Origin of the sequence: Plantactinospora alkalitolerans, assembly GCF_015690345.1 — a bacterium.
Classification (GTDB): domain Bacteria; phylum Actinomycetota; class Actinomycetes; order Mycobacteriales; family Micromonosporaceae; genus Plantactinospora; species Plantactinospora alkalitolerans.
In genome coordinates this window covers 1-6,881 of the sequence record NZ_JADPUN010000020.1, presented here as the reverse complement: position 1 = coordinate 6,881, position 6,881 = coordinate 1, and the positions used below count along the sequence as shown (strand labels likewise).

Here is a 6,881-nt window from a genome sequence, read left to right as displayed (position 1 = left end):
CCGGTGGGGGTGGCGGGGGAGCGGCCGGCGGCGCGCAACCGCAGGGCGCCGGCCACGGCCAGGCCACCACCGGTCGCGATCACCACCGCGATCACGATCCGGGCCCACTCCGCCGGCCACGGCACCGGGACCACCGAGCGCAGGAAGACGGCCGCGTTCGTCACGCCGGTGAAGAGCGCCAGGCAGGTACCGGCCAGCGCCAGCGCGAAGTCGGCGGCCGGGCGCCGAGTCAGGGCGTACGCCCCGGCGGCCAGTGCGGCGGTTCCGGTGAGGGTGGGCCAGAGCTGTGCGGTGACCAGCCCCAGCAGCATCCCTCCGACTCCGGCGTCGGCGCCACGAGCCAGCGCGAAGCAGATCGCGGCCACTCCACCGGTACCGGCGAGCGCGGCCAGCGCGACGGTGGCCCGCCTCCCCGGTCGGGAGGCCCGGGGGAGCAGTCCGAGCGCACCCACGGCGAGCGCACCGAGCAGGCTCAGGCTCCACCAGGGCAGCGGGTCCGGCGGCGGCAACCAGTCCAGGGTGCCACGCAGCTCCATCGTCGTGGTGGAGTCGCGGAGCGGCACGACCCAGTCCCGTACCCGGTGCTGGCGGTCGGGCCGGGCGGCGACCACGGGCGGCGGAGCGGACTCCAGCCAGCGGCTGCGCTGGTCGTGCCAGCGCACCACCGGATCGGTGCTGACCCGTCGCCAGGACGGCGGTCGGCTCGGGTCGGCCGCCGCCGGAAGCTGGGTGTCCCCGTCCAGGGTCCGGTTCAGGTACGTCGCCGGCGAGGCCGTGTTCTCCCACACACCGTCGGGACGGACCTCCAGGTACGGCTCACCGGCGTAGCCGAGCACCTCGATCGTGCGACCGGTCCGGTTCACCAGTTCGAGCCGGGCGCCGCCCTCCACCACCCGGACGGCGAGTCCGGGTACGGCCGGAGTGACCCCGCTGGCCGCGCTGCGGTAGTTGGAGCCGTCCGGGGCGTCGGCGGCGTGTGCGTCGGCCGGTGCGGCGATCGAGAGCGCCCCGACCAGTCCTGCCGCCAGCGCCAACCCGACCCGACCGAGCACCCCGGACCAGCCGGCACCGGCCGTGACCCGACTCACGAGCCGGTCGCTGCCACGGCTCACCAGCCGATCACTGCGCCGACTCACCAGCCGGTCGTCGCCACGGTCCACTAGCCGGCCGCTGCCACGGCCGCCGTGATCGCCTCGGCGCTGGCCTGCACCTGCTTGCCGGCGACCAGCACCGTCGGGGTGCCGTTCACGCCTGCTCGGGAGGCCTCCTCGGTCACGTGTTCGGTCCACTTCTCGAAGGTATTCTCCCGGACGCACGCGGCAAAACTGTCCCCGGCCAGCCCCACGCTGGTGGCGACGTTGACCAGTTCGTCGTCGTTCAGTCCGGCGCTGCCCTCCGGCGGCTGCCGGTCGAACAGCGCCTTGGCGTACTCGCGGAACTTTCCGCTCTGTGCGGCACAGCCGGAGGCGGCGGACGACCGGGTCGAGTACTCGGTGCTGGAGAAGCGGTTCAGGAACGCGACCGGATGGTACGTGACCCGTACCTTGCCCTGGGCGATGAGCTGGTCGAGTGTGCCGCCGGCCTGCTGCTCGAACTGGCGGCAGATCGGGCAGATGAAGTCCTCGTACACGTCGATGTTGACCGGTCCGGAGCCGAGCACGATGCCGGTGCCGTCCGAATTCGCGCCGCCGGGTGGGGTGAAGTCGCCGGCGTCCTGGCTGGCGGAGACGGCCCAGCCGATCAGACCGGCGACGACCAGCACGAGGACCGCACCGACCGAGGTCCAGAGGGTGCGTTTGCGGCGCCGTTCCCGGGCCATCTGTTCCCGTACCACCCGGGCGGGCCGGCGCTGCGGCTTCTTGCCCCGATCAGTCATCGCTGTCTCCTTCTCCGGTGTTCCGGCTCAGCGCGGCGTCCATCGAGATCGGCGTACGCGGCCAGACCAGGAGGAATCCGGCGAGTACCAGGAAGCCCAGGTCCCGCAGCACCTCCGTGCCGTACGTCGGATCCTTGCCGGCGGCGAGGTCGCCACCGCTGCCGAAGCAGCCGCAGTCGATGGAGAGCCCACGGGCCCACGCCGAGGCGATGCCTGCGATGAAGATCACGAGCAGGAACGCGGAGATCCCGGCGGCAAGCCGGGTGGCGAGGCCGACCAGGAGGATCAGGCCCAGGGCGATCTCCACGAACGGCAGCGCCGCCCCGATCACCACCGACAGGTCGTACGGGAAGATCTGGTACGCGTTGACGGCCCGACCGGAGGCGGCCAGGTCCCCGATCTTGGACCCTCCGGCCACGAGCCACACGGCGGCGAGGCCCAGCCGGGCTGCCGTTGCGAGCCACGGTCGGGCCACCATCCAACGGTTGGCGCCCAGGCCCCGGGCACCTGCGGTGTTCCGCTCAGTCACGATCATTGGACGCCACGCCGGACGGGGTAGTTCCAGCCGTCCGTGCGGGGGCGTTGGTCCGCCCTGGCGTCGCACTGGGTGGGATCACGTTCAATGACGCTACGCGGGCATTAGCGGAATATGTGGGCATTCCGCCCCAGAATGGTCGAGCGCCGTCCTGCATCGAGCGTCGCCCTGCATCGCGTGCCTATCCACAAACCCGGAAACCTTCGGGAACTTTTCCGCCGACGATGCCGACTATCGAAAGGTGACATGGAAGGAGACTCGGTGGCGGCCGGGCGATTCGGTTCCGGAGCGCCGGGGAGTGACCCCGGTGGCGTCGGTGCGCAGGTTCGCGCCGGCCCGTGCGCACCCTCCGTCGATGCCGGGCGGCTCCGACACTGTGACCGGGGCGGACCGGAGGTGACCCGAGGTCGCGCCAGGTCGCCCCGGTCGGCCACGATGTCCGACATGATTGCTGCGAATCGTCGATGGTTGGCGCGCGCGGGCGCCGGTATCGGCCTGCTGCTGGCCGCCCTCGCCCTGCTGCTCGGCCCGGCAATGCCGGCCAGCGCGCACGCCGTACTGGTCAGCAGCAGTCCAGCGGCCGACGCGGTACTGTCCAACGCACCCGTCGAGGTGGTGCTCACCTTCAGCGAGGCGGTCCGAGAGGTGCCGGACAAGATCCGGATCCTCGGTCCGGACGGCGCTCGGGTGAACCGGGGCGATCCAACGTTCAACGGCGCGGTCGTGACCATCCCGGTCGACCCGGCCGGGCCTCGGGGCACCTACCTGGTCAGCTACCGGGTGATCTCGGCGGACAGCCATCCGGTCGCCGGGGCGTACACCTATTCGGTCGGTGCGCCGTCGACTCCGCCGTCGGACAGTACGGCGGACGAGGTCCACCCGGCGGTCGGCGCGGCGGTCCGGGTGTTCAAGTTCCTCGGGTACGCCGGCCTGCTCCTGCTGATCGGTCCGGTGCTGGTGCTCAGCCTGCTCTGGCCACGACGGCTGCCCCGACACGGCCCGAGCCGGCTGATCTGGACCGGCATCGGCCTGATCGTCCTGTCGACGGTGGGCGCGATCTGGCTCCAGGTGCCGTACACCACCGGAGGCGGACCGTTCGCGGTCAGCGGCAGCGCCCTGGGCGATGTCCTCGGCAGCACCTTCGGCGCGGCCCACCTGGTCCGGCTCGGCATCCTGGCCGCGGCGGCGATCCTGCTCCGCCCGCTGATCGCGGGCCGGGCCGGGCGCAGTGACCAGATCCTGCTGACCGTTCTCGGGGTGGCCGGGCTCGGCACCTGGCCGATCGCCGGGCACGGGGCGGCGTCACCGGTGCCGGCCGTCTCCGTGGTCGTGGACGTCGTGCACCTGGCGGGCATGGCGGTGTGGCTCGGCGGTCTGGTGATGCTCGGCGGATTCCTGCTCCGCAGGGCGAACGACCGGGAACTCGACGCGATCCTGCCGGTCTGGTCCCGGTGGGCGACGGTAGCCGTCTCCGCGCTCCTGCTGGCCGGGGTCGTCCAGGCCCTCATCGAGGTGAGTACGCCGTCCGCACTGGTGTCGACCACGTACGGCCGACTGATCATCGCCAAGGTCGTACTGTTCGCGCTGGTCATCGCGGTGGCCGCGTACTCCCGGCAGTTGGTTCGGCGGCGGGTCCCGGCCGACGGGCCGGTCGAGGAGGACCTGGCGGAGGAGGAATCGGTCGAGGGGGACCTGGCCGAGGAGGAGCCGGTCGAGGAGGGATCGGTCGAGACCGAGTCGGCCGGGGAAGACTTTGCCGATGGCACCGCATCCGGGCCGGACTCCTCGGTCGAGGCGGCGCGGCCGGTCGGATCGGCACGCCGGATCCGTCGGGCGGTCTGGGCGGAACTCGCGATCACCGCGGTCGTCCTGGCACTGTCCGCGATCCTGGTCCAGACTCCGCCGGCCCGGACCGCCGACACGTACGGCGACGCCGGTGCTCCGGGCTACTACACCACGACGCTCACGAGTTCGATCTACTCGCTCCAGGTCGAGGTGGACCCGGCCAAGACGGGCAGCAACTCGATGCACCTGTACGCGTACACGCTGGACAACAAGCCGTTGCCGGTGGCGGAGTGGCGGGCCACGGCCGCCCTGCCCGACCGGGGCATCGAGCCGATCGAGATTCCACTGTTGCCGCTCACCCCCAGCCACGCCACGGGCGAGATCAGCCTGCCTTCTCCGGGCAACTGGCTGCTCAGTTTCACGGTCCGTCTCACGGACATCGACCAGGCCACGGTGACCAGCACCGTGCCGATCACCTAGAGAGGTACTTCATGATCCGTCACCGTCGGGCGGCGTTATCCGCCGCCCTCGTCCTCGGAGCAACCGTGGTCGGCGTATTCGGGCTCGCCTCCTCGGCGTCCGCGCACGTCACGGTGAATCCGAGGGAGGCGACCCAGGGCGGCTACGGACGGTTGGCGTTCCGGGTGCCGACCGAGAGCGACACGGCGTCCACCGTCAAGCTGGAGGTGACACTTCCGAACGACGCGCCCGTCGCCTCGGTGTCGACCATGCCGGTGCCGGGCTGGACGGTGTCGATCGAGAAGCGCAAGCTCGACCAGCCGTTGGAGGTTCACGGCAGCCAGGTCAGCGAGGTGATCTCCAAGATCACCTGGACCGCGTCGGCCAACGCCGGCATCAAGCCGGGTGAGTTCCAGGAGTTCCCCGTTTCGATGGGGCCACTGCCCACCGTCGACCGGATGGTGTTCCGGGTCCTCCAGCACTACTCGGACAGCAGCACGGCGCGCTGGATCGAGCCGCCGGCCGCCAACGGTGCCGAGCCGGAGAACGATCCGGCGCCGGTGCTGAAGCTGCTCCCGGCCGCGGCTGCGGCGGACGCCAGTCCATCGGCGGCACCGGCCGGCGGGACCCAGCCGGAGGCGTCGTCCTCCACCGGGGACGACGGTGACCCGGCGGCGCTGGGCCTGGCCATCGCTGGACTGGTCGCCGGCCTCGGGGGGCTGGCGCTGGGCGGGCTGGCGTTCGCCCATACCCGGCGGGGGAGCACCCCACCCGCGGCCTGATCCGTGGCATTCCGCTGGCCCGTCGGCACCTGCCGGCGGGCCAGTAGCCATTTCAGCCAATAATCCGTGTTGAAGCGATTTCGCTCGGTATGGTCGCTGAGTTACTGCGACCTTAGAGGGAGAAACGCGAATGCGGTTCGTGCGACTGATCGCCGGGATACTCCTGCTCACGATCGGGCTGCCGATGCTGTTCATCGGCGGTGCACTATGGACCGTCCTGCAGCAGCGCAGCCCGAACGGCGCGTTCGGTGGTCCGCTGGACCGGGTCGACACGCCGGGACACGCGGTCGTCGTACCGGACCTGGACGCGCTGCTGCGACAGGAGGCGCCCTTCCTGCGTACCAGCCGGACCGGGATGCGGATCATCGCCCGTACCGGATCAGACCCGGCCTTCATCGGGCTCGCCCCCGCCGCCGAGGTGTCCCAGTACCTTTCCACCACCTCGTACGCCCAGATCGACCGGGTGAGTGTGACCCGGGGACAGTTGCCGTTGCACGTCAGTCCGGCCGAGTCACCCGGCCGGGACGGCGCCGTCGGCGTTCCCGGAGAGCAGGGCCTCTGGATCCGGCACGGCGTGGGTGTACTGGACCTGACCCCCGACGACGTACGCGGCCACCGACTGAGCCTGGTCGTCATGCGTCCGGACGCGCGTCCCGGGCTCGACACCAGGCTGCGGGTCGAGGTACGCCCCGGTTGGCTCAGCCCGGCCGCCTGGAGCCTGCTGACCGTCGGCGGGATCCTGGTGCTGCTCGGCATCGTGCTGCTGGCCCGACCTGTTCGGCCGCGAGAGGTCGTCTTCGTCGTCGAACCCGACCAGGTCCCGGCCTTCGCCGCCAGGCTCGGCATCGCCGCCTTGAACGACATGGGGAACTCGGCGGACCGGCCCCGTCGGACGATCCGGGACAACGCCGTGGCCCACCCCCGGACGGCGCTGTCCGACGCGCCTCCGACGGCCTGGCCGCTGCCGGCCGAAACATCGGGTTCGACCCGGGTACCGTCGTCGCTCCGGCCGCTGTCGGCAGAGCCGCTCCCGTCGCCCCGGCCGCTGTCGGCCGAGCCGCCGTCGTCGCCCCGCCCGGTGTCGTCGACCGGGTGGCTGTCGTCCACCCGGCCCGCGACCCTGGCGGATGTGCTCACCCCCTCGCGGGGCGGCCCCCCGGACGCGGGGCCGGACACCGAGCCAGGTGACCGGACGGTCTGGCCGTTGCTGAACTCGTCGGCCGGCTCGTCATCCGGTTCGTCGGCGGGAAGGTCGCTGAACTCGTCGGGCAGATCGTCATCTCGCTCGACCTCAAGCTCGTCGTTGAACTCGTCGGCCGGTTCGTCGTTGAACTCGTCCGCCGGTTCGTCGCTGAACCGGTCGGCCGGTTTCTCCGTCACCTCGTCGGTGAACCCGTCGATCAACCCTCTGGCCGGTCCGGCGGTCGGGCACACGCCTGCGGTC

The 6,881-nt window shown here is 71.6% G+C and carries 6 protein-coding genes; 3 read left to right on the top strand and 3 right to left on the bottom strand.

From position 1 onward, the window contains the following. The 3 genes from I0C86_RS00330 to I0C86_RS00320 form a co-directional block, all read right to left on the bottom strand. The coding region (locus I0C86_RS00330; protein WP_323373389.1) for a hypothetical protein at nt 1–1,112 on the bottom strand (1,112 nt) is incomplete at its 3' end. Between the two features lie 47 nt (nt 1,113–1,159). Then, complete coding sequence (locus I0C86_RS00325) at nt 1,160–1,876, bottom strand: DsbA family protein (RefSeq protein ID WP_196199116.1); 717 nt, start codon at nt 1,874–1,876, stop codon at nt 1,160–1,162. Continuing rightward, on the bottom strand, nt 1,869–2,354 hold the full coding sequence (locus tag I0C86_RS00320) for a MauE/DoxX family redox-associated membrane protein (protein ID WP_407676244.1): 486 nt from the start codon (nt 2,352–2,354) through the stop codon (nt 1,869–1,871). The genes I0C86_RS00325 and I0C86_RS00320 overlap by 8 nt, the downstream gene beginning before the upstream one ends. A 492-nt stretch (nt 2,355–2,846) precedes the next feature. On the opposite strand from I0C86_RS00320, the gene I0C86_RS00315 reads away from it, so the two are divergent. The 3 genes from I0C86_RS00315 to I0C86_RS00305 all read left to right on the top strand — a co-directional run. Then, a complete protein-coding gene (locus I0C86_RS00315; protein WP_196199114.1) occupies nt 2,847–4,676 on the top strand; it encodes a copper resistance CopC/CopD family protein in 1,830 nt (609 codons plus the stop codon). 11 nt (nt 4,677–4,687) lie between these two features. Continuing rightward, nucleotides 4,688–5,437, top strand: coding sequence for a YcnI family copper-binding membrane protein (locus I0C86_RS00310; protein WP_196199113.1), 750 nt, complete (start codon nt 4,688–4,690; stop codon nt 5,435–5,437). 130 nt (nt 5,438–5,567) lie between these two features. Then, nucleotides 5,568–6,881: hypothetical protein (locus I0C86_RS00305; RefSeq protein ID WP_196199112.1), on the top strand; the 1,314-nt coding region annotated here is incomplete at its 3' end.